The 26146-nt window shown below is 61.9% G+C and carries 22 protein-coding genes; 8 read left to right on the top strand and 14 right to left on the bottom strand.

Translation table 11 applies throughout. The annotated features are described in order from the left end of the window. Positions 1-48 precede the first annotated feature (48 nt). Complete coding sequence (locus CHB99_RS26170; protein WP_084702804.1) at positions 49-1023, top strand: helix-turn-helix domain-containing protein; 975 nt, start codon at positions 49-51, stop codon at positions 1021-1023. A gap of 259 nt (positions 1024-1282) precedes the next feature. On the opposite strand, the gene CHB99_RS26165 is transcribed toward CHB99_RS26170, so the two are convergent. The 6 genes from CHB99_RS26165 to CHB99_RS26140 all read right to left on the bottom strand — a co-directional run bounded on the left by CHB99_RS26165 (position 1283) and on the right by CHB99_RS26140 (position 7549). Then, positions 1283-1594, bottom strand: a complete 312-nt coding sequence (locus CHB99_RS26165) for a DUF3325 family protein (protein WP_042126471.1) — start codon at positions 1592-1594, stop codon at positions 1283-1285. Further along, complete coding sequence (locus CHB99_RS26160) at positions 1587-3134, bottom strand: PepSY-associated TM helix domain-containing protein (RefSeq protein WP_042126470.1); 1548 nt, start codon at positions 3132-3134, stop codon at positions 1587-1589. The genes CHB99_RS26165 and CHB99_RS26160 overlap by 8 nt, the downstream gene beginning before the upstream one ends. After that, positions 3134-3442: a hypothetical protein gene (locus tag CHB99_RS26155; protein WP_042126468.1), complete on the bottom strand. Its 309-nt coding sequence runs from the start codon at positions 3440-3442 to the stop codon at positions 3134-3136. Before CHB99_RS26155 ends, CHB99_RS26160 begins: the two co-directional genes overlap by 1 nt. A 141-nt stretch (positions 3443-3583) precedes the next feature. Continuing rightward, a complete protein-coding gene (locus tag CHB99_RS26150; protein ID WP_245655624.1) occupies positions 3584-6016 on the bottom strand; it encodes a TonB-dependent siderophore receptor in 2433 nt (810 codons plus the stop codon). 67 nt (positions 6017-6083) lie between these two features. Further along, complete coding sequence (locus CHB99_RS26145; RefSeq protein WP_042126466.1) at positions 6084-7046, bottom strand: FecR domain-containing protein; 963 nt, start codon at positions 7044-7046, stop codon at positions 6084-6086. Next, positions 7043-7549, bottom strand: a complete 507-nt coding sequence (locus CHB99_RS26140; RefSeq protein WP_042126464.1) for a sigma-70 family RNA polymerase sigma factor — start codon at positions 7547-7549, stop codon at positions 7043-7045. The genes CHB99_RS26145 and CHB99_RS26140 overlap by 4 nt, the downstream gene beginning before the upstream one ends. A 286-nt stretch (positions 7550-7835) precedes the next feature. Here CHB99_RS26140 and CHB99_RS29880 point away from each other — a divergent pair, with 286 nt between their 5' ends. From CHB99_RS29880 to CHB99_RS26125, 4 genes are read left to right on the top strand one after another with little or no spacing between them, the layout of a single operon-like run. Further along, a complete protein-coding gene (locus CHB99_RS29880; RefSeq protein WP_156994713.1) occupies positions 7836-8006 on the top strand; it encodes a hypothetical protein in 171 nt (56 codons plus the stop codon). Positions 8007-8032: 26 nt separating this feature from the next. Next, positions 8033-9250, top strand: a complete 1218-nt coding sequence (locus tag CHB99_RS26135) for a leucine-rich repeat domain-containing protein (RefSeq protein WP_141137343.1) — start codon at positions 8033-8035, stop codon at positions 9248-9250. An 11-nt stretch (positions 9251-9261) separates the two neighbouring features. Beyond that, on the top strand, positions 9262-10152 hold the full coding sequence (locus tag CHB99_RS26130) for a JmjC domain-containing protein (RefSeq protein ID WP_042126460.1): 891 nt from the start codon (positions 9262-9264) through the stop codon (positions 10150-10152). Further along, on the top strand, positions 10149-11171 hold the full coding sequence (locus tag CHB99_RS26125; RefSeq protein ID WP_084702802.1) for a radical SAM/SPASM domain-containing protein: 1023 nt from the start codon (positions 10149-10151) through the stop codon (positions 11169-11171). Before CHB99_RS26130 ends, CHB99_RS26125 begins: the two co-directional genes overlap by 4 nt. 23 nt (positions 11172-11194) lie before the next feature. Here the strand turns inward: CHB99_RS26125 and CHB99_RS26120 are convergent, their stop codons facing one another. The 7 genes from CHB99_RS26120 to CHB99_RS26085 all read right to left on the bottom strand — a co-directional run bounded on the left by CHB99_RS26120 (position 11195) and on the right by CHB99_RS26085 (position 21273). After that, on the bottom strand, positions 11195-11644 hold the full coding sequence (locus tag CHB99_RS26120) for a DUF6691 family protein (protein WP_042126456.1): 450 nt from the start codon (positions 11642-11644) through the stop codon (positions 11195-11197). Position 11645: 1 nt separating this feature from the next. Beyond that, the gene (locus CHB99_RS26115) at positions 11646-12071 is read right to left on the bottom strand and encodes a YeeE/YedE family protein (protein WP_042126455.1); all 426 of its coding nucleotides are present in this window, start codon (positions 12069-12071) and stop codon (positions 11646-11648) included. Positions 12072-12405: 334 nt separating this feature from the next. Then, positions 12406-12870, bottom strand: a complete 465-nt coding sequence (locus CHB99_RS26110) for a bifunctional diaminohydroxyphosphoribosylaminopyrimidine deaminase/5-amino-6-(5-phosphoribosylamino)uracil reductase RibD (protein ID WP_052419480.1) — start codon at positions 12868-12870, stop codon at positions 12406-12408. Positions 12871-12935: 65 nt separating this feature from the next. Then, complete coding sequence (locus CHB99_RS26105) at positions 12936-15683, bottom strand: DEAD/DEAH box helicase (protein ID WP_042126453.1); 2748 nt, start codon at positions 15681-15683, stop codon at positions 12936-12938. Continuing rightward, on the bottom strand, positions 15680-17638 hold the full coding sequence (locus CHB99_RS26100; RefSeq protein WP_042126451.1) for a phospholipase D-like domain-containing protein: 1959 nt from the start codon (positions 17636-17638) through the stop codon (positions 15680-15682). The genes CHB99_RS26105 and CHB99_RS26100 overlap by 4 nt, the downstream gene beginning before the upstream one ends. Continuing rightward, positions 17635-19017, bottom strand: a complete 1383-nt coding sequence (locus CHB99_RS26095; protein WP_042126449.1) for a hypothetical protein — start codon at positions 19015-19017, stop codon at positions 17635-17637. The genes CHB99_RS26100 and CHB99_RS26095 overlap by 4 nt, the downstream gene beginning before the upstream one ends. Positions 19018-19110: 93 nt before the next feature. Then, positions 19111-21273, bottom strand: coding sequence for an Hsp70 family protein (locus CHB99_RS26085; RefSeq protein ID WP_245655623.1), 2163 nt, complete (start codon positions 21271-21273; stop codon positions 19111-19113). 242 nt (positions 21274-21515) lie between these two features. Between CHB99_RS26085 and CHB99_RS26080 the strand changes: the two genes are divergently transcribed. Then, the gene (locus CHB99_RS26080) at positions 21516-22265 is read left to right on the top strand and encodes a hypothetical protein (RefSeq protein WP_042126447.1); all 750 of its coding nucleotides are present in this window, start codon (positions 21516-21518) and stop codon (positions 22263-22265) included. A 228-nt stretch (positions 22266-22493) separates the two neighbouring features. Here CHB99_RS26080 and CHB99_RS26075 read toward each other — a convergent pair whose 3' ends face one another. Continuing rightward, positions 22494-22913, bottom strand: coding sequence for a hypothetical protein (locus tag CHB99_RS26075; RefSeq protein WP_089266683.1), 420 nt, complete (start codon positions 22911-22913; stop codon positions 22494-22496). Positions 22914-23253: 340 nt separating this feature from the next. Between CHB99_RS26075 and CHB99_RS26070 the strand changes: the two genes are divergently transcribed. Then, positions 23254-24288, top strand: coding sequence for an ABC transporter permease (locus CHB99_RS26070; protein ID WP_084702800.1), 1035 nt, complete (start codon positions 23254-23256; stop codon positions 24286-24288). 8 nt (positions 24289-24296) lie between these two features. Beyond that, positions 24297-26132 carry an ABC transporter ATP-binding protein gene (locus CHB99_RS26065; RefSeq protein ID WP_052419476.1) on the top strand — a complete coding sequence of 612 codons (1836 nt, stop codon included), beginning with the start codon at positions 24297-24299 and terminating at the stop codon, positions 26130-26132. Positions 26133-26146: the final 14 nt, after the last annotated feature.

Genomic DNA, 26146 nt, shown 5'->3' with positions numbered 1-26146 from the left:
GTGAATATGGAGTATTCCTGACGCTCAGGCACAGGGGATGGGCCGCAAATGAGTTGCATGCAAGACCACGTGCTGTACACGCCAGCGCACAAGCAGAGGCTTCGCAAATTCACCGATCTGTTCTCGCCCAGCACAGCATTGGCCAACAATTACCACGTGCATGACATCAACCCCGGCCTGGGCCAGGGCAGCAATGATCTGTACGATTTCGGCAGAATCTGCCTGGGCCGTGGTCACTTCTGCTTCAAGCAAGCCACGCAGTTGCATTGCGAAATGCCGTTCCGCTCTTTTGGCATCACGGTGTTCCTCACGGGGACCTGTCAGTTCACCCGACCGGACAGCGGTGAGGAGTATCAGGTCAAGGCGCCGCAGATCTTCCTGCGCAAAGGCCAGTTCGGCCCGGTCGTGTTTTCCATACCCGCGCGCACGCCGGTAACGACCCTGTCGATGGAGTTCAATATCGAGTTGCTGGAGAAAATCGGCAGTTCGATCAGACAGAACAAGGTCACGCGCTTCTTTCAGGACCTGGATCGATCCGAGGTGATGATGCTGGACACCCTCGATCCCAAACTGGTCTGCGCCCTGCATTACCTGGTCGGTTTGCCCAAGGCCAACTCCGAGCTGGACCTGATCAATATCGAAGGGGTCGCCCTGTCGCTGCTCGGCTCGCTCTTCACCCTGCCCTCGCAGCAGGATGACAAGTACCGCAAGGAAGTCGAGCAAGCCATCGCCATTCTTGAATCACGCTGCAGCGAGAAAATCACCATTCCCAAGCTCGCCCGCCAGGTGGGCATGAACGAGTGTTACCTCAAGCGCTACTTCAAGCAGTACACGGGCCTGACCATCAGTGCGTTTCTGGAAAAGCACCGCATGGACATCGCGCTGTTGCTGTTTTCGCAAGGCAAAGCCGCGCAGGATGTTGCCTACGACATTGGCTATGACAACTTCTACTACTTCAAGAATGTATTCAAGAAACGCTTTGGCTACTTCCCCGGCAGTGAGCGCAGCGCTTCGGTGGACTGAATGCGGCTACGTACTGGCTTGCGCTGGTTCTCGGCCTACGGAGTGCCGCCGCACTGCCGCGTATGGGTCATCACAGAGGCTGACGTCAGCGGGGCCGCTCCAGCTTCGTTGCCCACGCACCGGCGAGATGAACTGAAGTCCTGCATGTACCAAGGCGGGGGATCCGGACAGCTTGTGATCACTTCCTCAGATCCACAGAAAACCCATTGGACTCATGAAGCTGGCCACACCAGCACCTGCCCCCGCCCATTCACTGACCTCAGCCACAAAAACATCGACCCAGCCGGCGCAACCAGACCTTGCGCCAGCACAACATCACGCTCACGCCGAATCCGCAGGGCACCAGGGCAAGGGCCCAGAACAACGTCCCTATTGCCAGCCCCAGACCGGCTTGCCCCACCAGCCATGCCAGGCTCGAAACCAGCAGCGCTGACAGGCGCAGAGCACGTATAGCGGGGAACGCTCGCGACTGCATCACCCGCTGCCAATGGCCGGTCTGGCTCAGGGCCAGCAACGCCAGGCCCAGCGTCTGCAGACCCAACACCAGTCCACTCGTCAGCCACTCAGGCATCCTTGACCTCCGCCAACCTGCGCCCGGCCGCAGCACCCCGGCGCAAGCGCCAGCCCAGGCTACCGGCAAGCAATGCGCTACCCAGCAGTACCAGATCGACACCGGCCACCGCCCACAAACCCTGACTGAGCGCCCGCCACGGATGATCGCCCGTGCTCCAGGCGTTCGACAGCACGGCCAGCAGCGCCAGCGCGCTGATCGCCAGGCACTGCGCTGCCCAGGGCGCGCGGGCCTGCGCGCAACGGCCAATCACCCACAGCGCGTGCAGCCCGGCCAGCCCCCAGGCGGCGAAGAAAACCCGCACCTCCCAGTCGGCACGCCCGCTCAAGGTCAACGGCAAGCAGCGGTTCGCCACCAGCATGGCCAACGTGGCAAGGGGCATGCCGGTGATCAGCACGCTGCACAGCAGGGTCATCGCCATCGCGCCCCCGTCCCGGGCAGGCTGCCGCAGACGACGCTTGGCCAGCCAGTACAGCAGGCCGCTGGCAAGCATCACGCAACCACTCAGGCCTGCGAAAAAGTACAGGGCACGCAAGCCGGGCTGGTCGAAGTGCGCCACATGCAGCCCGGCCAGCGCATCCAGGGTCGCGGCCGCGGGCGGCAGCCGCGATTCATGCAGCAGCCGCCCGCTGGCGGCATCGAAATACAGGGTCTGGCCGTCCAGGCTCAGGCGGTCGGCCAGGCTGCGGCTGACCTCGACATAGGCATTGGCATCACCCGGGTGCCAGACCCTGACGAACGCTGGTGCACCGCCGCCCCAGTGCTGGCGGGCCTCGACCAGCATGCCGTCGAGGGACGCCAATGGCCCCGGCGCGCCCGCCGCCGGCCGGCTGTAGCCAGCCTTGGCCTGCACCGCGAACTGCTCGGCCTGACCTGGATACAACGCATCGATGGACGCGGGCAGATACAGCGGGAACAGGATCAGCAGCCCGCTCAGCAGGATCAGCGCATGAAACGGCAAGGCGAACACACTGCTCAGGTTGTGCAGGTCGAGCAGGCGCCGCGGGGCCTTGTCGGTGCGCAGGGTGAACAGATCCTGGAACAATCGCGCGTGAATGCACACCCCTGCGATCAGGGCGATCAGCCCGACCATCGCAGCCAGGCCCAGCAGCCGGGTACCGAGATTCCAGGCATTGATGTTCAGCGTGTAATGAAGGCGGTAGAAAAAGTCACCGCCACGGCTATCGGCGGCAGACACTACGCCATCGCGGCCAGGCACCAGGAAGCGGCTGAAGCCTTCGCGCTCGACGCTCCAGGCCTGAAAGCGCAGCAGCGGGCGCCGAGCATCGGGTAATTCGACATACCACTGCAGCAACGCCTTGCCTTCGCTGAGGCTGGCCACCCGTGGCAGCACCTGCTGGTCCAGCGACAACGGCGCGGCCGCTGGCGCCACCCGCAGCGCCGGCAACATCCAGCTGTCCAGTTCGCGGTCGTACAAGGCCAGGCTGCCCATGAAAAACGCGATCAGCAGCAACGCGGAAAAACCCAGGCCCAACACCCGGTGCACCCACAGCATGGCCTGGCGGACACTGTCGAACATCAGCCCGCCCCCGCCAGCGCATGCAGCAGGGCCAGCAGCGCCAGCGCCACGCAGGCCAGCCACAGGGCGCTGCGCACGGCCCGACGGGCGCACAGCAACCAGAGCGCCAGTGGCGGGTAGAACACGAAGGCGCCGATCGAACTGCTCAGTACCGCCTCACTTGGCGCTTGCCCAAGCCATGCCAGGGCCAGCGCGGCCAGGGCACTGACTGGCCAGATGAACAGGTAGCTCAGCAGCAGGGCCAGCAGCAGCCACAGCGCGCGCTGTCGGTCCCGAGCGCTTTTCTTGTGCACCGCCTGTGGTTTCACCCTGTTTTCCTCGTTCCTTCGCGGCGGTTCGACAGACTCGCCCCCACAAGTGCCCTGTGAATCAGCGGGTAACCTGCGGGGGTGGATTTGCCTGGCGCTGATGCAAAGCGGCGATGGCGAACCATGCCGGATGGCCACGTGTCAGAACCTGGCGCGCAAGGTCAAGGACACCGCGCGCGGGTCACCGAAGATGTTCCCGTCCTGGAAGGTGTTGATGCGCTGGTAGTACTTCTTGTTGGTCAGGTTGGTACCGAGCAGGTCCGCCGACAGCTGCTCGTTGATCTGGTAGCCGATACCCGCGTCGTACAGGGCGTAGCCGCTCTGCCGCAGCTTGGTGCCGTCCATGTCGATGCCGGGAACGTACAGTTTGTTGTAGGTTTCGCTGACGACGCTCACGCCGCCCTGCACGCTCCACCGGTCAAGCTCGCCGGGCAACTTGTAGAGGGTCCAGACCCGCAGCATGTTCTTCGGCAGGTAGGTCTGCAACTGCTCGTTGGGGCTGTCGTAGCGCTTGTAGGTGTGGGCGAAGTTGGCGGTGAGGAACCAGTCAGGTGTCACCTGCCCGCTCACTTCCATCTCGTAGCCACGGGTGCGCGCCTTGCCACCGGCGACCACGGCCCGCGAGTTCGGGTCGCTCATGTCGGGAATGGCGCGGTTCTCTTCCTCGATCTGGAAGGCCGCCAGCGAAGCGTTCACCGCGCCGTCGAGGAACTCACCCTTGATACCAAGCTCATGCTGCTTGCCCTCGATCGGCTCGATGATGCTGTTGTTGATGTCCAGGTTGCTGACCGGCTGCGGATTGAACACCTCGGCGTAGTTGGCGTACAGCGAGTAGGTGTCGTTCAGTTCGTAGATCAACCCGTAGAACGGGGTGAACTTCTGCGACTCGCTCTGGCTGGCCTTTTCCGACGGCGAGCCGGCCTGGGGCTGGTGCTGGCTACGGTGCATGTCGAGCCATGTGACGCGGCCGCCGAGGACCAGGGTCAGGGGGTCGGCCAGGCTGATGCGCATGTTGCCGTAGACCGCCTTGGAGCGGGTATTGGCAACGTTGGTCGGTAGCCGGTCGTCATCGGGGAACGCCGGGTAACCGAAATCCGGCCGCGGGTCGTGGAGGTCCACATCACCGAGGAAGCTGGAGAAGTAGCCGCCGTTGGAGGAGAACTCCGAACGCGAGTAGTTGGTCCCCACCAACAGCGTGTGCTCGCGACCGAACAGGCTGAACGGGCCGTCGGCGTACAGGTCGACTTCGTCCTGCTTCTCACGGTAGTCGAACATGATCGAGTTCATCGACACCAGGTTGTCGGACGGATCGATGCCACCGCCGTTGCGGGCGTAGGCCTGGGTCAGGTCGTAGTTGTTGTCGGCATGGCGCACCGCCAGCTTGGTCTTCCAGCCGCCACCGAGATGATGCTCCAGCTCGGTGAACACCGAAGTGCTCCAGAAGTAGTCGCGGTTCCAGTTGGCGCCGTAGAAGTTCTTGCGCGAGACGTCCGGCAGCGACATGGCCGCTTCGCCGGCAGCGTTGGTGTAGCGGAACGCCGACAACGAGCGCTGGGCGCCACGGATGTCGGTGTTCTGGTTGCTGGCACCGATGGTCCAGACGGTGTCCGGGGTCAGGTCGATGTCGACGATGCCGTAGGCCTGGTTCGACTCACGCTTGCCGCTGCCATCGTAGGGGAAGGCCTGGTTGTGCTGGCTGAGCACCAGGCGGCCGCGGATGTTGCCGACCTCGGTCAGCGGGCCGGTGACGTCGACCATGCCACGGTAGTTGTCCCAGGACCCGGCGCTGACTTCGGCCGATACCGCCGCGTCGGGCAGCGGGCGCTTGCGTACCAGGTTGATGCTGCCGCCCGCGCCGCCCGCGCCGGTCAGGCTCCCGGACGGCCCCTTGAGCGCCTCGACGCGGTCGTACATGGTCAGGTCCGGCGACAGGAAGATCCGGTTGTCCATGGTGGTCGGTGTGCCGTCAAGCTGCAGCGAAGTGATCTCGAAGCCGCGCGAGAAGAAGCTCAGGCGGCTGGCATCGATCCGTTGCACAGTCACCCCGCCGACTTCACCCAACGCATCCTCGAGGGTATAGAGGTTCTGTTTCTGGATCCGCTCCTGGCCGATCATGTTGATCGTCTGCGGCACCTCCCGCAGGCGCAGCGGGACTTTGGTACCCACTGAAAAGGTCGGCGCGCTGGTCTGCATGCCGACGATCGACATCACCGGCAGTTCCAGCTGCGCACCGTCCTGCGCCACGGGCAGCAGGTTCCAGCTGCCGCTCGGCGTGACCTCCAGGCGCAGCCCACTCCCCTGCAGCGCCTGATCCATTGCCTGCTGCGTGGTCATCTGGCCGCGTACCGGCTGGGCAGTCTTGCCCTCGATCAGGGCGGGCGATACCGAGAGCACGTTGCCGGTTTCCCGGGCGATGCGGGTCAGGGTGCTGCCCAACGACGCGGCGGGCAGGTCGAAGGTATGGCTGAGCTGTTCGTTCTGAGCGACGGCTTGCCAGGACAGGCCGGCAAGAGCAATGGCGGCAGCCAGGGCATGGGGGCGGAGCGAAGGATGGGGCATGGAGTGTTGGCTCATCTGAGTGATCGTTCATAGCCAGGACACCCGAGATGCGGAATCCCCTCATCACTCTGCAGAAAAATCGTTATTTCACATCGATCCGGGTCAACCAGAATCCCGCGGTATCGATCCGGATCGGCAGCGTCTCGCCCAGCGACGCCAGGGTGCGCTCGATGTCGTCCACAAGGAAGGTGCCGAACACCCGGACCTGCGCAGCTTGCGGGCTGATGCGCAGCAGGCCGCCGTAATAAGGACGCAGCGCTTCCACCAACTCGCCCAGGGGCTCGTCATGGGCTTCGATCCGCCCCTGTACCCAGTCATCCCGAGTACGCATCGAGGATGCCACCGCCACGCTGCCACGCCGGTCGAAGGCAAATGCCTGGCCCGCCTCCACGCGCCGGGCGCTGCCGTCGGCGGTGCTGAGCAGCACGCTGTGCTGCTGGACCGAGACCAGGCAGCGCTCAGACTCCTGACGCACCATGAAGCGGGTACCCAGCGCGCGCACCTCGCCATGGGCGGTGGCGACAATGAGTGGCCGTGCGCGGTCAGGCGCCACCTGCACCTGCAGTTCACCCGCGCGCAGCACTACCCGGCGTTGCTGGGCGTCGAAGCGGATATCGGCCGCACTGCGGGCGTTGAGGATCAGACGGCTACCATCGTCGAGCAGCAGGGTCTTGCGCTCGCCGGTGGCGGTGTGGGCGTCGGCCAGCAGGTCGGCCACCGGGGCCAGGCGATTGAGCACGCTGATTCCACCGCCCCCCAGCAGCAACAGTGCCAGGCCCTTGCTCAGCAGGTTTCGCCGCGAAGGGTTGGGCAACGCGCGCAAGGCGCGGCTGGCCACCTGTACCTGGCCGGGCAGTCCCTGGAGATCGGCCAGCGCCGTCTCGAGCACAGCGCTGACCCGCTGCCACGCCGCCCGATGCTCGGCGCTGTGCTGGTGCCATTGCTCGAACGCCTGATGCGCGGGGTCGCTGGTGGGCAGGTGTTCCAGGCGCAGCATCCAGTCGATGGCATCGTGCAGTGCCTGTTCAGAGGGTTGGCAGGTCATGCGCCGGCGACACTCAGGCAATGCAGGAAGGCGCGGCGCAGGTCGCGCTCCACGGTGGCGATGGAAATACCCAACTGCCGGGCGATCTGCGGCTGCGGCAGGCCATCCAGGCGACTGAGAATGAAGACATGGCGCACCCGAAGCGGCAGGCCGTGCAGCATCTGGTCGATCTGGACCAGCGCCTCGTGCACCAGCGCGAGTTCTTCTTCGGAGGGCGCACAAGTCTCCATGAGGTTGGCCAACTCATCCAGGTACGCCCTTTCCAGCGCTCGACGACGAAACAGATTGCTCAGCAGGCGCCGTGCGACGGTGGCGAGAAATGCACGTGGCTCCTCGATGGCGACCGGCTGCGGCGTTCTCATGACCCGCAGGAAGGTGTCCTGGGCCAGGTCCGCGGCATCGTCCGGGCATTGCAGGCGGCGATGGAGCCAGGCCCTCAGCCAACGATGATTGGTGCCGTAGAGCTCGGAGAACGCATCTTTGACGGGTTGGGAATCTGCCACGACGACACCGCATTAATGATATTTCTTCTCATTATTATCTTCAGTAGTGGCTTTATACAACCAGCGCTTTTACCCACCCGGCATGCTCTGGAATCCTATGCGACTCCGATGTGCAGTTTCCGGTCGGTGCCGACCTGCAGCAGTACGTGGAAGCTCTCAGGCAGACGGTGGCCTCAAGCACTCGCAGCACTGGTTGGGCGGCGCGATGGCTCTATTGCCAGAGGAAAGCATTACCCCCTAACATCTCACGGCTACCCCCCGCTCAATCCGATAAAGGACCTTCGTGATGCAAGCTAAAACCGTTGAACTCCAATCCTCCGCGCTGGACTCGATGGCCGACATCAAGCGCCAGGCCCTCAAATTGAGCGATCTGGATCCTCGTACGCTCGCCGACGTCGAGGCCATGTTCGGTTTGTGGAAAGAAGCGGATCACTGTGACAAGGACTTGCGCGACTGACGCCAAGGTCCGTGGTGGCGATGGCAATGCCGGCCGATTTGCAGATTGTCTCGGGCTTGCCATCGGCCTCCCGCTTGCTGAGCGACCTCAGCGCTTTTCTCGAGGCCCGTGGGCATCACGTACATCAGCGTGTCGCTACGCTCGCTACCGGCCTTGAGGGATCTCCAGGGCACCAGGCCATCTGCCCCTCTGCATACATAGTGTTGGTGCTACCCATCCTGGGCGATAACGACCTGCCCTCCGAACACCTGCGGACCCTTCAACACTGGCGTGATACGCAAAGCCTGGCGGGACGACGCCTGTTCGTCGTTCTCAAGGGTGATCGACATGTCTCGGATGAGTTCGTATGCCCGCGCCATCCTATCCACATCAAGCTGCGCAAGCTGTTCTATTTCCTCCGCGGGCTGAGGATTCTGCCCATCAAGCTGGACCTGGACACCACGGCACGCATTGCTTCTCTCATCGCCGATGAACTGGAAGCAGACAATGCCCCCGCCCCCTGCAAAGCGTGGGATCTTCTGGCGCAGGCCACCGGCCGCCCCCCTGGCTGGGACCCTGAACGCAAGCGGCTTGACTTCGATGATGAAGATAACGGATCGAGCCTGCTCCACGAGATTTCTCGCACGCGGCTGAACGATGTCTTCCAGGCCGTCCGGGCACTGGGCCCCTGCACATTGAAACTCAATCAGGCGCAGCTGGGCGACAGCGATATGGCAGATCTGCCTGCAATCCCCAGCGTGCTGGCAGCAGAGCTGAACAGCAACTGCATGAGCCTGCAAAGCGCGTCAGCGGTTTTTCCGGCTTGCACGTGGCTCAGCCTGGGAGCGAATGATCTCAAGGTGCTGGACCTGACATCTGCAAGCCCTGGGCTGAGCACACTGCTTGTGCACAAGAACAGCCTGGAAGAACTGCAATGGCCAACCACAGCAGGCTGTCGCCTGAAACACCTGAGTGTCTATCGCAACAGGTTCCGGCATTTCGACTGGCCCGCCGGACAAACGGACATTGAGCGGCTCAACCTTGGCGCCAACCCTGTCGAGGCGCTGCCCGAGCAATTGGCGCACTGCCGGCATCTGCGCTATCTGGGCATTGCCCGAACTCACATACGTCACCTGCCGGACTGGCTGTTCGAGCTTCCCGAGTTGGTAGAAGTCGACATCAGTCATATCGAAGACCAATTACCACCGTCGCAACTTGGCAAATTGATCGATTCAGGTATCACACTCATAAAGAAGCCGAGCTAGAGCCCAGCACCATGTCCCTATTCAGTTTCATCTTCGAACACATCAGCCAGCAGCAATTTCTGAGTGAGTACTTCGATCGCGCCCCGCTGCACATAAAAGGCGTCGAGCAGAAATTTTCCAACCTGTTCGACATGCAGACCTTCAATCAGATTCTCAACAGCAACACGTTGCTTTACCCGAAGGTACGCATCACCAATCACAACAACACCATCCACAAATACGACCTCATCGATGATGTGGACCGCTACGCCAACAATCAAAACAACACGCTGAACAAGAAAAAGATGCTGCACGCGATCGCCCGTGGGGGCACGCTGGTGTTCGACAATATCCAGCAGCACAGTCTACGACTGGAAAACTTCAGCGACGCACTCGCCTCGGAACTGAACACGCGCATCAGTATCAACGGCTACTACACCGCCGCTCATCAACGCGGTGTCAACCCTCATTTCGACCGGCATGATGTACTGGTGCTGCAAACCCACGGCAGCAAACGCTGGTACTACCGTAACGACCAGCATGTGTTGTCCAAGGCTATCCGCCATCAGCCCGTTCCGCTGATCGACGACGATGCCACAGGGTGGTCTTCGGTCCTGCTCGAGCAGGGCGATGTCTTCTACTGTCCACGCGGCCTCTGGCACTTCACTCGCACCGAAGCGCAGCACTCGTCTCACCTGGCGGTGGGGCTGTACCCGCTGACGTTGCGGGAGTGGCTATTGCGCCAGGAACAGGACGAGCACTTCGCCACGCTGCTGGAAAGCTACGTGCGCCGCCCCTTCCAGGCCCCGGTCTCGCCCATAGAGTCAGCGCCGGTGCAGACACTGGTCAATCATCTTCTTGCGACCGCACAGGAAGATCTCGATCTCGACCTGCAGGCACGCCCTTATCTCGAGCTTGAATGATGGAACAGTTTTACTTCGTCCTGACCGAACGCTGCAATCTGGCCTGCAGTCACTGTATCCGGGACTCTTCGCCCTATCGCGACGAGACCGCCGAAAAGACCATGATTCTCGATGCGCTTTCCCAGATACACCGGGACCATGCAGACAGCCTGGTCCTGCTGACGGGTGGAGAACCGACGCTGCATCGGCATTTCGACAGCATTCTGCAAAGCAGTCTTTCGCTCGGTCTGCAGACCAAGATCAACAGCAATGGCGTGACGCCGTTCTACAGAAGGCACACCCTCAAGCAATGGGCCGATCATCCATCGCTGTCGGTACAGATTTCCCTGGATGGCAGCGAAGCCGAGCATGACCTGGTGCGTGGCGTCGGCACCTACAAACGAGCGCTGCGCACACTCGCCAACCTGCGGGCAGAAGGTATTTCGTGCAGTGTATCGGCGACCGTCATCAACCTCGACTTCTTCGCGCGAACCGAACAATTCATCCAGCCACTGGATGATCTTGGTCTGACCCATATCGCGATCAAACGGGCAACCTATGCCGGACGCGCCTCATCAGGCATGGAAATCTGCAGCCAAACATGGAATCAACAGGTCTACGCCCTGCGCCAGCAGCGCTACAAAACCCGCATCCTGGCGTTTCCCATGTACGACTTCCAGCGGCTGCAAGCGTTGGGCGACGACGCCATAGCCGAACTTGGCAGAACCATCACGACAAAGAACTGCGGTGCCGCAACGGCCAAAGTCTACATCTACCCCAATGGCGACGTGTGCTCATGCACGTGCTTCAAGGCCCACCCCATGGGCAACCTGTACCAACAACCGCTATCGGACATTCTTGCCCAGCCGTTGCAGATCAAGGTCGAACATCCCACCTGCAAGAGCTGCCGCTATTTTCCTGTGTGCAATGGAGGCTGCCTGGGTAGCGGCTACCAACATAGCGGGGAACTGGGGCAGCCTGACCCCCGATGCCCGCAGATTCAGGCAGGACGTAATGAGATACCGCTGCTCAGTATCTGATGCCCGCCTGCCTCCCGAGCGCTTCAACGGCCCGATGTCGTCGAAGCGGGCTGACGCCTCGCCCGAAACGCCTCCACGGCATTGAACAGCAGCATGCCCGCCAGCATCGCCAGCAGGAACAGCCAGGCCTGCCAATACCCACCACTGAGCAGCACCAGTGCAGGCCCCGGGCACACGCCGGCAATGCCCCAGCCGATACCAAAGACCAGGCTGCCGCCAACCAGCCGGCGATCGATGTCGCGCCGGGTGGGCAACTGAATCCTGTCTCCCAGCAACGCCACGTCGTGTCGACGCGCCCAGGTCATGGGCAGCAAGGCAGCGCCGATGGCACCGACCATCACCAGCGCCAGCGACGGGTCCCATTGCCCGGCAAGGTCGAGAAACCCGAGCACCTTCTCGGGGTTGGCCATCCCGGACAGCAACAGCCCCATGCCGAACAGGAGCCCTGCCGTGAAACCACTGATCCACTTCATGTCAGGCCCCTGTCAGCACATGCCGAACGACGTAGACAGTGGCGAAACCCGTCGCCATGAAGCACAGCGTGGCCACTGCCGAGCGAGGAGACAGGCGGGACAGGCCGCACACCCCATGGCCGCTGGTGCAGCCACCGCCGTAGCGGGTGCCCAGACCTACCAGCAGCCCGGTAAGCACGAGCGACCACGACGTCACGGTGAAATGGACCGGAGGCATTGCCGAGAACACTTGCCACAACAGCGGCGCGGCGATGATCCCCAGCAGGAACGACACTTTCTGTCCGCGCCCGTCGTCCGCACGCTGCAACAGCGAGCCGAGCAGACCGCTGATGCCGGCGATACGCCCATTGGCCACGACGAACAGCCCGGCGGCCAAGCCGATCATGGCGCCCCCTGCCAAGGCTGACCAGGGTGTGAAATCGGTCATGGTGATCTCCTGATGATGAGTGGGGATTGTGACATGGTAATACCGCCCCCCGGCAATCGCGCCCGGGGTGGATGCCATTGCTCGCAGGGTGGCGGTGTCGAGCCCAACAGCTTCCCTGCAATAGATCGCCAAGCACCAAAGGCTGACAACCCAAATCTCACAGGCCATGGCACGTTGCAGCAAATGTGGGAGCGAGCTTGTCGGGGCGCCGAACCGTCGCGAAGCGCCGCGCGGGCGGCGCTCGATCTAACGGGCGCTTCAAGACTCAAGACAGGCACCTGGCGGCCTTGATGCAATCCCCGACAGCCATGAAGCCAGACGCACCAGCGGCTACTCAGGCACCCTCAAGGAGATACCCCTGCAGGTCGCGCCGAGCTTCATCCTGGAGCAGCCCCAGCGTCACTTCGATCCCGGCCTGGCGCAGGATCTCGATACCCGCGCCAGCGTTTCGAGGATCGGGATCGAGCATTGCCACATGCACCCGCGCAATTCCCGCGCCCACCAGTGCCCGTGCACATGAAGGCGTCCGACCGGCGAATGAACAGGGTTCGAGGGTCACATAGGCCGTCAGGTCATCGAGGCCGCCTTCCAGCTGTGAAAGCGCCATTGCCTCGGCGTGATGATGTCCAGGCGCCTGGGTGAACCCGCTGGCCACCACGCGCCCTTCACGAACGATGACGCAGCCCACCGGAGGATTGGGCAAACACGCCGGCAGTGCCCGCCGGCCCTGGGCCAGTGCCAGGCTCATGAAGACCTTGTCGCTGTGGTCGAATCCACTGTGGCGGGTGGTGAGTGGCATCCCCGAATCCTTGGTCATGAAATGTGCAGCGAGGATACACCAGCCCTTTCGCGATGCGTTCGCGCTCATGATCGGGATCTGCCGTCACACGGCTGGTCCCGCCCAGGAAACCTGGCGCCATACGGGCTTGGCAGAGGCTCGGCGCTGATGGGGATCGGTCTGCGCAGGAAGCTGCGCCACTGTTGCGCGTCACCGATCCTCAGCTGTTTGTCGAACTGCACCTGCACGCACGCATCCATCTGCTCTTCCACCTGATGCTTGCGCTCGATGAACGATGCGACCTGGTCTTCATCGACCGATGCCTGCAGAAACGGATAGTGAATGCTCAATTGCGCGTCGCCCGAGCGCTGCAGCCGCTGGTTCACGCAGCCAAACAGGCGATCCAGCCTGCCCACCCGCTGTTCATTGTCGCCAGGCGAGCCAGCCAGACCGTAATGATGGACCTGGTGACACTGCAGATGCAGGTTGACCCCCTCCTGGAACACCGACGTGGACACCAGCACGTTGGGATAGAACGGGCTGTTGAAGCCCAGAATGAGTCGCGAGCGCCCTTCGCTGTTTTCGCCACTGGCGTACCAGCACGGGCTGGTGAGGCGCTTGAGGCTGCGCCATTCCTCGTCCCATTGCTCCAGACCATGGTCGATGATCTTGCCGCACAGCGTGTCGAACGTTTCCAGCGCGGCGATGAAATAGCGCAGCATCAACGAATCATCGATGCGTGTGCCGACCCACTGGTGAAAACCACGGTACGCGCGCTGCACGTCACGCTCATGGGGCTGCTGGCGGTATTCGACAAACCAGGCGTACAGCTCGACGACGACAGGGCTGGCATAAAGAAACCCGGCCTTGATGTAGTTCGCGAAGTTCTCCGCGATCGCCTTGTTGCCCCGCGCCCAGCCTTCGAGCTTGCGATACAGCGCCTGCGGCAGGCGCGGCACCAGCAGCGACCAGACACTGTGTAGCGAACGCTCCAGGTGGTCGTGCGGCACACCGCGCATGCGGGCGGCGGCATCCTGGACCTCGGGCATGCCCCAACCGTGCAAACGCACGTACCTGGCGGCATTGACATAATCGACCCGGCCCGTCTCCGCCTTGGCGTAGAACGCGGTGTAGCCGCCAGTCAGGTAGTCCGATGCCGGCTCAAGGAACAGTGCGAAGATGCTTTCCGGCTTGCTGAAGCGCAGGCGCACGTTGGCACAATCGGTTTGCCCACCAGCGCCTTTCTTGACCACGAACAGCTCGGCAATCCGCGACGCCAGTTGCGCGCCCTCCTCCTCGCCGTCGTCTTGCCCTGCCTCCTCGTGCGCGTCCATTTCGCCTGACGAGTGCTTCACACCTTCGAGAAACTGGGCATAGCCATCGCGTGACCATCCCTGATGGCGCCATTGCTCGACCGCGGGGTCGTCCGCGTGCTTGCCCCAGGCATTGACGATCATGCCGGCCAACAACTGGTCATAGCGCTCGTTGATGCGCTGGGTCAGCTCGCGGACAGAAGGAATGCGCCGCACGAAGATCAGATGCTTGAGGTCCTCAAGCGCGGTACGCAGGCCATCACCCGACTTCGGTACGCACTGCTCGGTCATCAGGTCGTACTTGGGGTGATCCGGGAAGGTATGAAACTGCTTGTGATAGGTGCGGGTGAGCTCACGCAGCAGCTCGGTATCGCTGGCCCTGGCGAAATCCTCGACCACCCGGTCCTCGAACGCATCCTGATAGTCCGCGTCAGCGCCGACGCCGGTCTGCGGTTGCCAGCCAAAGGACTCGAACCCTTCCAGGTAGCCATAGGTAAGGCTCTTGTTCTCCTTCTGCCGGCCCAGGTCGGCCACCAGGCGCTTCTGATACAGCGCGAAGAACATCTCGGCATCCGGGCGCCCGTCGAAGCTCGCGGGCAGGGCCTTTTCGTGGCGGTAGTGGCGCTTGCCATACAACCCGCCCTGCCCCTCCATCAGCCGCAGACGCCGCAGGGCATACCGTCGCAGCAACTGGCCAGTGCGTTCGGCAGCGCTCAGGGGTTCAAGGGCAGTGTCGGCATCGATCGGGGTGAAATAACTCAGGATGTTCCGCACATCATCCAGCCGGGTATGGCTGGGCGTCGCGGTGAGCAGCAGGTTCCAGGCGCCCAGGCGGCTGTCAGCCTCGCCGAACAGTGCCATGGCTGCAGCCACCCGCTGCGACTTGCCGAACTTGTTGCGCAGGTAATGCGCCTCGTCGACGATGATCAGGTCAAACCCCGAGGGGCCCAGGTGCTGTTTCAACAATTGATGAAAATCGCCAGCGATCCGGCCTGCGCCCCCGGCACCTTCAGCGCGCTGCTCGGCACCGAGCAAGCCACTGAGCGCGTAGACCGTGGTGAGGTAAAGCTGCCCCTCATCGTTTTCCACCGCCTGCACCAGGTCTTCCAGCTTGTAGCGCTCACAGACCTTGGGTACCGGCATGCCATCGGTGCCCTTGACCCTGCCATCGGCCTGGCGGATGTGCTCGCGAACGAAGCCTTCGAACTCCCTGCGCCAGTGCCCGCACAAATGTCGGTTGGGCGCCATCACCAGCACCCTGGCATCAGGCTTGTTTTTCCACAGCCACGCCGCCACCCCCAGCGCCTGGAAGGTCTTGCCCATGCCGACCTCATCCGCCAGCAGCGCCACCTTGTTCGCGGTCAACAGGTTCCACAGGTAGGCGACCCCTTCGGTCTGCCTGGCGGCCATGGACTCGCAATCATCTGCCAGATAGCGCCAGTCGGGATCCTTGCGCCCTTTGAAGTTGATCCACTGCGACACGGACTCCGGAAAGAGCACGCCCTGTTCGAATCGACTCACGCGTCACCCCACTTGCTTTCCAATCCGCCAAATTCCCGCTCGATCGTTTGCCGATAGGCATCGCTGGCCTCGGCAGGTAACGGCGGCATATCGACCTTCAGTGCCTGCCAGCGCGACAAGGCAATCTTGCCTTCCTTCTTGGGCAGGCGATGACGAAGCGCCAGTGCCAACCGGCAGAGCCCGTTGACTTCGCGGGCCAGGAACCAATCGAAGACGTTGGGCGCAGGACCGCGCAGGCGCTGGCGGGTCTTGTCCACCCATTCCTGCAGGCATCCCGGGCGCACGAACACCCACTGCTCAAGCGCCGACAAGCAATTAAACCCGCGCAACCGGGCGGCGAACTGGTAGCTGGCGGTGAATAGCCGGAAGTAGCTGATGGGCGCAGCGGCCGAAGCCTCTTGCTCGCGTGCCCCAGTATCTTCGTCGACGCCCGCACCATCGATCTGCAGCTCACCCTCCGCGGATTCGCGAACACGAAAATCGACATCATCCTGGTTGGGCACAATGTCGATGTGCGCCATGGCGTCGACCAGAGCAGACAGGTCGTCGTAGCGCTGCGTGCGACGTAACTCGACGTTGCTCTCCAGCAACATGCCTACGAAGCACACCCGGTCGTCCTTGAGCACCTGGAAACTGTGATCGGACAGCAACGCATGCACATTCGCCACCGCCACCCCGCACGCTCGCAGTTCTCGGCTTCGTGGTTTCCAGGCGAGCGCGATGGCAGCGTCGATATCCGGCAGTTTGACCCGATAGCCCTGGTCCGGTGCTTCTGCCGCGTGCCATTGGCCACGCAGTTGGTAAGCTTGCTGCTTCCAGTCGAATGTCACCACGATGTCGAAGGGAAGGTTCTGCGGGATGTGCAGCGCTTGTTCCTGCAAGGCTTCATCGCTCAGGAACGACGCCGGGCTGGTGTCCATCGGGAGGCCAAGGACGCTTTCCACCGCACGGTTGCTGGCCAGGATGAAACCCGCCTCGATGTTGTTGCCAGGCAACCTTCCGCCCCGTGAGTCGGTCAGCGAGTTGCTGCCTGCCCGGGTGAAGTTCCACGAGCCGATGGCCAGATGGCTGGAGGTTTTCCAGAGCTTGGCATGGGTCATTGGCGAGCGGTCGTCGGCCTTTCTCGGGGGGTGCCGCAAACGCAGCTCATCGTTTGCGAAAAGATCGCCAAGCGCCTCGCTCCAGGCGGTACGCAGGAACAGCCCATCGAGCCGATCCGGCACCAGACTGATCTTCATGCGCGGCTGATCGCAACTGCTCTTCAGGTGGCAGACGAACTGCGCCAGATCCCTCGGCAGATAGGGGGACCAGACAGCCAGGTGATGACAAGCACGCCCGTCCAGCAACTGGGCCAGAAACGTCTGGCGCTGAAAACTGTGGCAGAAGCGCACGGAAGACTCTTCGCTGGCGAACGAGCTTCTGCGCCGGTTCTCCAAGGGGCACGGGATACCTATGTTTTCGAACAGTGCCTGAAAGAACACCCTGGCCGACTGATAGAGCGAAAACGCATCGATCGGCTGGAAGTGAAAGACCTCCTGATTGCGCGCCCATCCGCTGAGCGTGAGGTTGGCGCTGCCCGCGCCGAGCACCCGCCCCTGCTCACCCTCCAGATAGATCACCTTGGCATGCAACAGGCTGTCCTCGCCGACGCCTGGGTAGTTCCATCCCGGCTTCGGCGCAGTACAGACACCGTGCACCTGGAGCGCCGTGCGCTTGACCTGGTCGGCCCCCATGAAACGCCGGTCGCAAAACACTCTGAGGTCGATGTTCTGCTCGGTCAGGGTCAGTTGAAGCGCCTCGTAATCCATGCGCGTGCGGGGTATCTCGGCCCCCAGGACGGTCGGCAACACATAGGTTTCGATGAATTCGATATCGATGTTGAAGCTGCTGAGCCAGACCCTGCGCAACCGGCCGCAGGCCTTCACCTGCTCGGCGAACGCTGAATGCAGTTTCATGCCTGGCCTCCCCGATAGCCGGTGACCAGATTGTCGAATTGCGGAATGTAGTACGTGTTCACCCAGCGGTGCATCGGCGCATCCTGTGCCGCCGGCAAGGCCTTGGTGCGTGCGTTGAGCTTGATCCTGTCGGCCTGCTCGATTTGCACCCAGGGCAGTTGGCCACGCTCGCGCATCACCATCGCGTGGTAGTCCAGCAGGCTGCGGAGCTGGTCGCTGAAACGCTGCTGGCGCGCCATGCACATAAGCCGCTGCAGCCGTCGTCGACCGCTGTGCGAAGGAATTTCAAGCAGCTCTGGATGATCGGCGATACGCGCGGCGGCAGCCGGCAAGGTACCGGCATCGCGCCCCAACCCGTGCCAGTGCGTCTCGATTTCGGCGAAGCGCTGATGCCGGCGATGGCAGGCCAGGGTAAACAGCAGATCGGCCTGGGCCAGCAGGGGTTCGACCTGCTGCACGTGCACGAGCTTGCGTCGCTCGGGCGCTTCGCTGCAGTTCTTTTCGGCCAGGGCGAACAGCTGCTGGATCGGCATGCGACTGTCTGGATCGTGTCGCGCCTGATCATCCAGCACCCGCAGCAGCGTGCCCGCGGCGCCAGTGTTCAGGCCGGTCACGGCCAGCCAGAAATCGCGCGTGTCGGCACCTACTTGCGCCGAGTTCGGCAGTGCCCTTCGGTAGGCTTCCATCAGGTCGCCAGGTATTTGCCCCAGTGCACTGCCGCCACCTGCCCTGAAACGCGGGAAAAACCCCTGCAAATGCCTGCGTGCTTCCTGGAACAACACGCAAAACGGCGGGTGAGCTTCGATCATCTCCTTGACCTTCACCCACAACAGCGCTGCTTCCTGGCGGTGATGGTAGTTGTAGCGGTCGCTGAAGAAGCCTATCTGCATGAACGGCGTCTTGTAGCGCCCACTCACCCCCAAGCCCAGCTGACGTACCAGCAGGTACCCGTCGTCTTTATGGGTGAAGCGCAGAAACGGATCGCCGTCGAGTTCCAGACGCACGCGGGCCTTGCTGGCGCCCAGCACACCCTGGCTGTCAACGCCGGTCTCGGGCGCGGCCGTCACCATGGCATAGGTGAAAATGTTCTCCAGATAGACCAGGCAAGCCTGGCGCAGCGCCAGGCCGTGGCGCCCTCCCGACTGCTCGTCCAGGGCCTTGCTCAGGCGGGTATCGGCATCGTCGAGCACATCCTTGATCACCGCATGATGGAGCAGATTGAGGGTGTAGTTGCGCACGTCGTTCGAAACCGAGTTGACCCGGTTGCGGAAGATCTCCTGGCCAAAGGCCGACCAGATCGTCAGCACACCCAACGGGTCGGTCTGGCTGTCGCCACTGAGGTCTTCATCGTATTCAGTCAGGTATTGGCTCAACCACATGGGGCTACTCGAAACGAAGGATATCGACAGCGCGACCGAACAGCAGAGGCCCTGCCGTGCCGGTCGCACTACGCGGATTGCAAGCAGGGGTTATCAGGAATCCAGCAGTTCCTGCATCAAGGTAGGGTCGTAGTCCTCGCGGCGATAGTCGGCCATCTGCAGCAGATCAAGGCCGGCCTTCTGGCAGCGCTGCAAGCCTTCCTGGAGGTTGTCGAACAGCGCGAGCGCCTGGTCGTTGTAGCGCCTCAGCGCCTCCACGCCATCGGGCCAGGCGCCGAGTTCCTCGAAGAAATCCTCGAAGCCCCGTTCCTCTTCCATGGTTTCCTGCGCCTCGAACACCCAGCCGCAGACATTCCGATATTCCTGGCGAAGGTCTTTGGCATGCGCGCGGAAGGCCTCGTCGTCCCAATCCTCGAACTCATGACGCAGGAACCCGGGCACATCGGCCACCGACTTGAAGCACCGGGCACCACCGTCCTGGCGCACCAGCGCTTCGAAATACTCGATCTCGGTGAACCTCTCGCCTTGCGGCAGCCAGCCCGCCAGCTGGTTGGCCTCATAGGTGGTGCTCACCTGCTGTTCGAGAAGCTCCAGGTATCCGGCAATGTCGGTGCCGGCAAAAATGCGCTTCTGCACCTTCAGTTGCCCCTCGAAGTCATCCACTTTCGTGCGGTAGAGGGCCGCCGACTCGTCAGCGTGCGCCATGACCCGCGCATAGCGCTCGCGCAGGCGGGTCATGCGCTGTTCTTCCCGCGCGGGGTCCGCGGTTTCGACGGGCCGGGCAAACTGCGCAAGCCCGCTCACGACACCAAACGACGCATCACCCGCCACGATCCGCGACAGACCAAAGTAGCTGCGCACGCAGTCCTGCACATAGGGCGCCCTGGACATGCCACCGGTCATGAAGATCACCGGATTGACTTCCGGGAGGTCACTGCGCACCTGTTCCAGCAACTGCCCAAGCTTGTCCAGGAAACCCTGCGCGCTTGCCGTCAGCGCAACATCGTCAACATGCGCCGCCAGGTCCTGTTCGATGAAGTCCAGCGAGAGGCCCGCCGTACTCTCGTCACTCAGTTCGATCTTGAGCTGCTCGACATCCCGGTTGAGCCTGACCGTCCTGCCCTTCAGGCGCAGGGCTTCCAGGCGTGTCCTGAAGGGCTCGACCACGCGCTTGGTGCAAGTCCTGAGAAACTCCTGCTGCCGGCTCAACTCGGCCACCTTCGCCGCACTGCGGTAGGCATACTGCGCCAGCCCATGCTCATGCCCGTGGCCGAACAACGGCATGACCACGCGCATGGACAACTCGACATCCACGTCCGTGCCGCCGAGCCCTTTGCCCCAGACCCGGTGGATCACCGGCTTGGCGGCCTTGCCACCGACCGTTGCGTAAGCGACATCGGTCGTCCCCCCACCGATATCGATGATCAGCGCCTCGTGTGCGACCGGCTCGCCGACGTGATACGCCAGGGCGGCGGCACAGGGCTCCTCGAGAAACTCGACCTCGGTAAAGCCCGCCTCCCTGGCCGCCTGCTCCAGCAGACGCTGCGGAGCCAGGGGATCGGCGCTGGCCCCGATACCGCGAAACTCGACAGGTCGCCCGAGCACCACCGCGCGCACTTCAGTGCCCAGCTGCTGTTCGGCGGCCTGGCGAATATGCGCCAGGACCTGCGCCACCACACCGGTCACGACGTCGAGATAAGGCTGCTCCAGCTTGAAGCCCAGCATGGACTTGGGTGACTGGAATATCTTGCCGGGTTCGTTGTTGTACAGCGCATCGAGGGCATCCTCGCCGAACACCCCCGTGGCCTGCCTGACGTGCAGCCCTTCCTGGGCGATGCTTTCGCTTTGCTGTTCGCGCCAGCGCCGGAGGATCGCATTGAACTCCATCCGGTACATTTCCTCATCGGAGAAGCGCCGGGGCTTGATCAGGTTCGAACGCCGCTTTTCCTTCTCCTGCGCCGAATACGGGTCGTCCTCGCGCGCCCTTTTTCGCTCTTCGCCGAGCACCGCGGCAAGACGCTGCTCATAGTCGGCCAGCTGTTGGGAGTAACGGCTTTTGCGTGCCCGGATCGCGTTGTCGATCTCGCGCTCGTGCTCGGCAGTGAGGCTGAACAGCGATTCATCCACGTGCCGATTGGGGAAGAACACCGCGGTGCGAAACTGCCGCTCCTGGCCAAACGTGATGTACTGAACCTTGCCATTCATGCAAACCGCGGCACTGGAGAAACTCGTCCCGAAATCAACACCGATCTTCACGCGCTACTCCTGTAATTCGACGCTGGCGCGTGGCACGGGGTGTGGGCACGCTGGAAAGCCAGGGCTTTTTCGCTGGAGAGCGGATGATATCAAAGCGCTTTGATCGCCGGAAAAATCAAATCTCGGAACCCTTCAATGGGCTCCTGCTGTGCAAGTCCTGCAAGGCGATGACACTGCCAGACACGTTGCTACACTCTCCAATGTCGCCAATAACCATGCAGGTCAACGAAAAGGACGTGTAAATGAGCAAGCTGCACTCCTACTCGACCGACACAAGAAATCGATTGAAAGTATTGTCGTGCATCGCCGCAATAGCCTATGGAATTACGGCGGCCATTTCATACATCACCCCAAGACTTCTGGAAATGGCTGGCCTGGATGCCATTTATATTATCGGTCTCTATTCCTTGGTCTTCTTGGGCATATACTGGATTTATGATAAAAAGGCCTGGGTATTTGTTGGCAATGATATACCTGACCTTGGAGGCACCTGGATGGGTTGCACGCTGCCTAATTACCAAAGAGACTGGCCCCATCTGGCGATCGTTACCATCGAGCAGAACTGGTCTGAAATATACATTCACGAAGATGCCTTCTTCAAGAACTCCTCGGCAGAGCCTTGGGATCTCGACAAGAGGCTTGGCTACAATAAGTCGATCGTGGCAACGCTCAAGGACACCACCGCGGAAAGATCCGATCTGTGCATCCTGTACGAGCACATTGGCCTGGGTAAAGAGCAGCCAGACTTCAAGGGGTCATATAACCTGCTCTATCTGAGCAACGAAAACAAACTTGTCGGGAATTATTTTACAAACAGATCGGTATCGATCAGTAGCCCTGAAGGAGTGACACGTAAAGAAGGTAGTCAAGGCCCATTAATTCTGAGGCGAATCTCCAACAAAATACTCACAACCACTGAAGCGCTTGCCGAGGCAACAAAGAGCGAAGCAATCAAACTAATCGAAGTTGAGATCATGAAGCGCAAGATATGACAAATCGATCCGAACGGATAAATACTCATGTCATTCAATGAGTGTTCGACAGCCATTTTTATTTACACAACGTCAGACAATTCAGTCGCTCCTGCTGCGCCTCTCCATAAGCGACCACTACCCGGCAACATCACCAGTGCCAACTCCGTGCTATCGCGGGTACAAAAAGCCCAGCATGGGCTGGGCTTTCGTGAACGCCGGGGTCGTTACCACAGCGAAGCAGTCGAATCATCGATCATTTTTCGAAGAGGATCCGACAGCGTTGCTCAGGCCTTTTGAATTGTGATCGCCTGGCGTGGTTCGGGAAATGGCCGTGGACTTGGCCAAACCGCGAGTGTCTTTGGAGCGAGCGACACCCGAGGTGGTGGTCCCATGACCGTTGTCGCTGTTGCGCGAGCTACCGTAATGATTGCCGCTTACGCCATGATCGCGGGTCGCCTTTCCAGCGTGATCACTTGCGGAGCCCTTGCCATTTCCACCCTGTCCGCCCATGCCACCCGCATGCCCACCGCCGTGTCCACCTCCGCCACCACCACCACCACCACCTTTGGCATGGGCGGAAGCAATCGGCGAGATATCAGCGGGCACCCATGCCGTTATCCCGAGCGTCAATGCACAAGCAAAGACAGCAACCAGGGGTTTTCTCATTTGTATTCGCCTCCAGAGGCACGAGGGGGGAGCTAAAGTGCCGATGAGACCTGGAGCAGGCGTTTAAGTTCTCGCAGCCCGACCGAATGCCGCCAGCTCCTGCCATTCCGTCAGCAAAAGCAGCGATCGAACACAGTTCGATGCACCCACTTAAAATTCATATCACGCATAATTATTCAAATATAAATTCTGTATTTTCATAATTAACATATAACCAAAAAGAATTTTACGACGACAGTTTATACCCATACTGTTAAACCCAAGCCACCTCATCTACCTGGGGCGCTCTAGTCAGCGAGTCGGCAGACCGCCACCTCTAGAACCCAATGATGAGAGTCCCATGACGCAGCATGCCGTTACGCCCGCCCGCAGCCCCGGAGGGTACGAGAGTCCGGGTGACGTTGCCGTCCAGGCACATCACCACCGCCCAGGCGCGCCTGTCACGCTGCGCATGTCGAGCGCCTCCAGCCCTTCCCCGACAGCACAGCGGACGCTGTCGGCACACGCGCACCGCCGATCCGGCCTGCACAAGCTCGCGGGCGCGGCCAGGCAACGACTTGCCTACCTGCGCCAGATCCTTGAACTGCTGCCCCTGCTCTTCATCCTCAGCGCGGTGCTCTGCGCCGTCCTGCCAGAGCAGCTCGCCAGCCACGATCCGCGGCACATGGACCAGGACGCGATTCTTGCCGCACCAGGCGCGGCCCACCTGTTCGGCACAGACCAATATGGCCGGGACGTATTCTCGCTGGTCGTCCATGGCGCCAGGCAATCGCTGATTCTGGGGATATGCGCCGTACTCATCGGCGGCAGCATCGGTGTGTTCCTGGGGATGCTCGCGGGCTTTCGCGGTGGTCGGCTGGATCGACTCATCATGCGTCTGATCGATGTCTGGCTGTCAGTGCCTGACATTCTTCTCGCCATCATCATCGCCACGGCACTGGGCTCCAGCTTCACCAACGTCATCCTGGCGATCAGCCTGATGATCGTTCCCGCCTACGTGCGCGTCATGCGCAGTGCGGTGCTTGCGGTGCGCCACCGCGCATTCGTCGAAGCGTCCCGCTCCATGGGGGCGTCGACGGCCTGGATCATCGTCCGGCATGTGTTCCCGCACTGCCTTTCGCCACTGCTGGTCAAGTCCACCATCGGTATCGGCACCGCCATTCTGGCGGGAGCGGGACTGAGCTTTCTCGGCCTGGGTGCCATCGAGGAACTCCCCGACTGGGGCTACACCCTGGCACAAGGCCGCAGCTACCTGAGTGTCGCCTGGTGGATCTGCATATTCCCCGGCCTGGCCATCACCCTGTTGGTCATCGCGATCAACCTTGTCGGAGAAAGCCTCAAACACCGTATCGACCTGAAGCAACGCTCGCATTGAGTAGCGCCATGACTATCGTCCAATCCCCGCTCGATCAACCGCCACTGCTGGAAGTCACTGACCTGCACATCACGGTAGGCAAAAATGGCCTGTCGACACCGCTGGTCAATGGCGTGTCCTTCAGCCTGCGGCACAACCAGACACTGTGCATCGTGGGCGAGTCCGGAAGCGGCAAGAGCCTGACAGCGCAGGCCCTGATGCGCCTGCTCGACCCTCGACTGTTCTCCATCAGTGGCAACATCTCGTTCAACGGCCAGGCGCTTCTGGCGCTCAGCGAGCGGGACATGCGCCCCCTGCGCGGCAAGCAGATCGCCATGATCTTCCAGGAGCCGATGAAGGCCTTCGACCCGGTCTACACGATTGGCAGCCAGATCACGGAGGTCATCCGCAAGCACGACGGACTGAGCCGCCACGCAGCGCTGGAGAAAACCCGCAGACTGCTGGCGGATGTGCGCATGTCGGACATCGACCTGCGTCTCGACCAGTACCCCCACGAACTCTCCGGCGGCATGCTGCAGCGCGCCATGATTGCCATGGCGCTGTCCTGCGATCCCCTGCTGCTGATCGCCGACGAGCCAACCACCGCGCTGGACGTCACCATCCAGGCGCAGATTCTCGAGCTGCTCGCCGAGATCAAGCAGCAACGACAGATGTCCATCCTGTTCATCACCCATGACCTGGAAGTCGCGGCGCAGATCAGCGATGCCACCCTGGTGATGTACCAGGGCGAGGTGGTCGAACGAGACGACACCGGCCGCCTCTACCACGCCCCACAACACCCCTACACACAGAAACTGCTGGGCGCACTGATTCCAATGGACAGTGCCGTCGGCCGCGCGCTCGGCGATACCGTGGCCGCGCGCCCCACCGTCGCGCAGCCATCGCCGGACACCGACAGCCAGGCACTGTTCACCGTCAGCAATGTGTCCCGGTGGTTTCATTCCAGGCATTCGCGCGGCAAGCCCATCAAGGCAGTCAACGACATTTCCTTCTCCATCCGCCCCGGCGAAAGCTTCGGCCTGATTGGCGAATCCGGCAGCGGCAAGTCGACGCTGGGCCGCTTGCTGACCGGTCTGGAAAAACCGACAGCGGGACAGATCCTGTTCCAGGGCCAGGACATCGCCCTGGCCGACAGGAAGCAGCAGATGGCGTTTCGCAGGAACGCCCAGATCGTCTTCCAGAATCCCTACGACGCGATGAACTGGAAGTGGACGGTCCGCGACATCATCGGCGAGCCGCTGAAACTGCACCACAAACTGCACAACGGTGAGCTCTCGGAGCGCGTTCAGGAGCTGTTGCAGGAGGTCGGTCTGAGCCCTGACGCCCTGCACCGCTACCCGCGCTCATTCTCTGGCGGGCAGCGTCAGCGCATCAGCATTGCCCGGGCCATTGCCCTGAATCCGCAATTCATCCTGGCCGACGAAGCGGTGTCGGCCCTCGACGTTTCCGTGCAGAAGCAGATCGTCAACCTGTTGCTCAGCCTGCGGGAAAAATATGGCCTGTCCTATCTGTTCATCGGCCACGGGCTGAATGTGGTGCGCCACCTCTGCGACCGTATCGGCGTCATGTACCTCGGCAAGCTGGTCGAAATCGCCCCCTCGACCGAGCTGTTCAGCCATCCGGCCCATCACTACACCCGCGCCCTGGCGAGCACCAACCCGGGGCAGGCTGCCGGGCCTTGCGGCCTCCTGCTCAGCGGAGAAATCCCGTCGCCCACCCATCTGCCGGACGGCTGCGTGTTTCACACCCGGTGTCCGGCGGCGACCCTGCGCTGCACACGCGAAATACCCGAGCTTCGCCTGATCGCCACCGATCGATGGGCAGCCTGTCACTTCCCGCTGTAGTCATAAGGAAAACC

Origin of the sequence: Pseudomonas japonica (assembly GCF_900188455.1) — a bacterium.
Lineage (GTDB): Bacteria > Pseudomonadota > Gammaproteobacteria > Pseudomonadales > Pseudomonadaceae > Aquipseudomonas > Aquipseudomonas japonica.
The sequence above is the reverse complement of the archived record's forward strand: the minus strand, read 5'-3'. Positions and strand labels throughout refer to the sequence as shown.

Excerpts from the sequence above, each read along its gene's own strand:
- CHB99_RS26170 (WP_084702804.1), top strand. The coding sequence starts at position 49 with ATGAGTTGCATGCAAGACCACGTGCTGTACACGCCAGCGCACAAGCAG.
- CHB99_RS26165 (WP_042126471.1), bottom strand. The coding sequence starts at position 1,594 with ATGCCTGAGTGGCTGACGAGTGGACTGGTGTTGGGTCTGCAGACGCTG.
- CHB99_RS26160 (WP_042126470.1), bottom strand. The coding sequence starts at position 3,134 with ATGTTCGACAGTGTCCGCCAGGCCATGCTGTGGGTGCACCGGGTGTTG.
- CHB99_RS26150 (WP_245655624.1), bottom strand. The coding sequence starts at position 6,016 with ATGAGCCAACACTCCATGCCCCATCCTTCGCTCCGCCCCCATGCCCTG.
- CHB99_RS26145 (WP_042126466.1), bottom strand. The coding sequence starts at position 7,046 with ATGACCTGCCAACCCTCTGAACAGGCACTGCACGATGCCATCGACTGG.
- CHB99_RS29880 (WP_156994713.1), top strand. The coding sequence starts at position 7,836 with ATGCAAGCTAAAACCGTTGAACTCCAATCCTCCGCGCTGGACTCGATG.
- CHB99_RS26135 (WP_141137343.1), top strand. The coding sequence starts at position 8,033 with ATGCCGGCCGATTTGCAGATTGTCTCGGGCTTGCCATCGGCCTCCCGC.
- CHB99_RS26130 (WP_042126460.1), top strand. The coding sequence starts at position 9,262 with ATGTCCCTATTCAGTTTCATCTTCGAACACATCAGCCAGCAGCAATTT.
- CHB99_RS26125 (WP_084702802.1), top strand. The coding sequence starts at position 10,149 with ATGATGGAACAGTTTTACTTCGTCCTGACCGAACGCTGCAATCTGGCC.
- CHB99_RS26120 (WP_042126456.1), bottom strand. The coding sequence starts at position 11,644 with ATGAAGTGGATCAGTGGTTTCACGGCAGGGCTCCTGTTCGGCATGGGG.
- CHB99_RS26115 (WP_042126455.1), bottom strand. The coding sequence starts at position 12,071 with ATGACCGATTTCACACCCTGGTCAGCCTTGGCAGGGGGCGCCATGATC.
- CHB99_RS26110 (WP_052419480.1), bottom strand. The coding sequence starts at position 12,870 with ATGCCACTCACCACCCGCCACAGTGGATTCGACCACAGCGACAAGGTC.
- CHB99_RS26100 (WP_042126451.1), bottom strand. The coding sequence starts at position 17,638 with ATGAAACTGCATTCAGCGTTCGCCGAGCAGGTGAAGGCCTGCGGCCGG.
- CHB99_RS26095 (WP_042126449.1), bottom strand. The coding sequence starts at position 19,017 with ATGTGGTTGAGCCAATACCTGACTGAATACGATGAAGACCTCAGTGGC.
- CHB99_RS26080 (WP_042126447.1), top strand. The coding sequence starts at position 21,516 with ATGAGCAAGCTGCACTCCTACTCGACCGACACAAGAAATCGATTGAAA.
- CHB99_RS26075 (WP_089266683.1), bottom strand. The coding sequence starts at position 22,913 with ATGAGAAAACCCCTGGTTGCTGTCTTTGCTTGTGCATTGACGCTCGGG.
- CHB99_RS26070 (WP_084702800.1), top strand. The coding sequence starts at position 23,254 with ATGACGCAGCATGCCGTTACGCCCGCCCGCAGCCCCGGAGGGTACGAG.
- CHB99_RS26065 (WP_052419476.1), top strand. The coding sequence starts at position 24,297 with ATGACTATCGTCCAATCCCCGCTCGATCAACCGCCACTGCTGGAAGTC.